Origin of the sequence: Candidatus Protofrankia californiensis (assembly GCF_900634765.1) — a bacterium.
GTDB lineage: Bacteria > Actinomycetota > Actinomycetes > Frankiales > Frankiaceae > Protofrankia > Protofrankia californiensis.
This window is the reverse complement of sequence record NZ_CAAAFT010000436.1, coordinates 1,922-3,077: the sequence shown is the minus strand read 5'-3', so window position 1 is coordinate 3,077 and position 1,156 is coordinate 1,922. Positions and strand designations below refer to the sequence as shown.

General features: G+C 68.6%; 1 protein-coding gene. It reads right to left on the bottom strand.

The genetic code is table 11. The annotated features are described in order from the left end of the window. The coding region (locus tag DD1DGNOD_RS30110) for an AAA domain-containing protein (protein WP_241255925.1) at positions 1-1,156 on the bottom strand (1,156 nt) is incomplete at both ends.

Here is a 1,156-nt window from a genome sequence, read left to right as displayed (position 1 = left end):
CTCATGGACGATCTGCTCGGGCGACATGACGGTGTCCGCGTCGCACTCGACCGCGAGACGGGCGCGTCCCCCCGCCACCACCAGGTCGACGCGCCGGCCGTTCACCTCGACCTGGGGCCACACCAGATATCCACGTTCGCGCAGGGCGCGGAAGACCCGTTGCTCGAACAGGGTGTCGAACCGCGGATGCGGGATGTCCGGGCGGACGTCGGGCAGCGCGGGCGTGGCAAGGGCCGTGTCGGCGTTCGTCCCGGCGGTGGCAGATGTCTGTGACAGCACGTAGCTGAGGTAGTTGTGCCGCAGGTCGGTCGGCTCCAGGTCGTCCGCGGTCACGGAGTGGAACAGCCACACCTGGTCGCGGGCGCGTGACGTGGCCACGTTGAACCTCCGCTGGTATTCCAGCCGGGTCAGCGACGGTGTCGGGGTGTCGGGGGCGACAACCATCGACAGGAAGATCACGTCTCGTTCGTCGCCCTGGAAGTCCGGTGGGGTCCCGACGCGCAGCCGCCGGCGTTGCTGCTCGGCCGGGGACATCCTCTTGATCAACTTGCCGCGGATCAGCTCCGCCTGGGCGGTACCCTGCAGTACAACGACCCCGAAGGACATCCCGTTGTAGCGGGGGTCGTCGGTGCAGGCCAGGACCTGGGTTACCAGGGCTTCGGCCTCGGCCGCGTTGCGCAGCCCGCCGGCGACGCCGGAGGTGACCGCGCCCGGGATGTGGCATGACCGCAGGGGCGGCAGCCGGTCAGCGCCGAACTGGCGCAGCGGCACCAGCGGGGCGTCCCGGTAGAACATCGCGGACGACCATTCGATGATCTCCGGCATGCACCGGAAGTGTTCACGCAGCCGGATGACCTCGCCGAACCTCGTCCGCAGCAGTGTGAAGAGGCTGGAACGGGGGGTGAATGCGATGCGCAGCCAGCCGGGCACGTCGGACAGCAGCGTGTCGAGGCGTTGGAAGACCGGTTCCAGTTCCTCGAAACTCGCCTCCGTCGGGGTGCACTGCCGGTCGTCACCGACCACGATCACGCGGGGAGCGAGCCACAGCAGGAACAGGCTGTCCAGCCCCGCCTGGCTGCCCTCGTCCACGATCACTACGTCGAAGCAGTCCCGGACCGCTGGAATGGTCGAGAGCACCTCGCCGATGGGCATGATC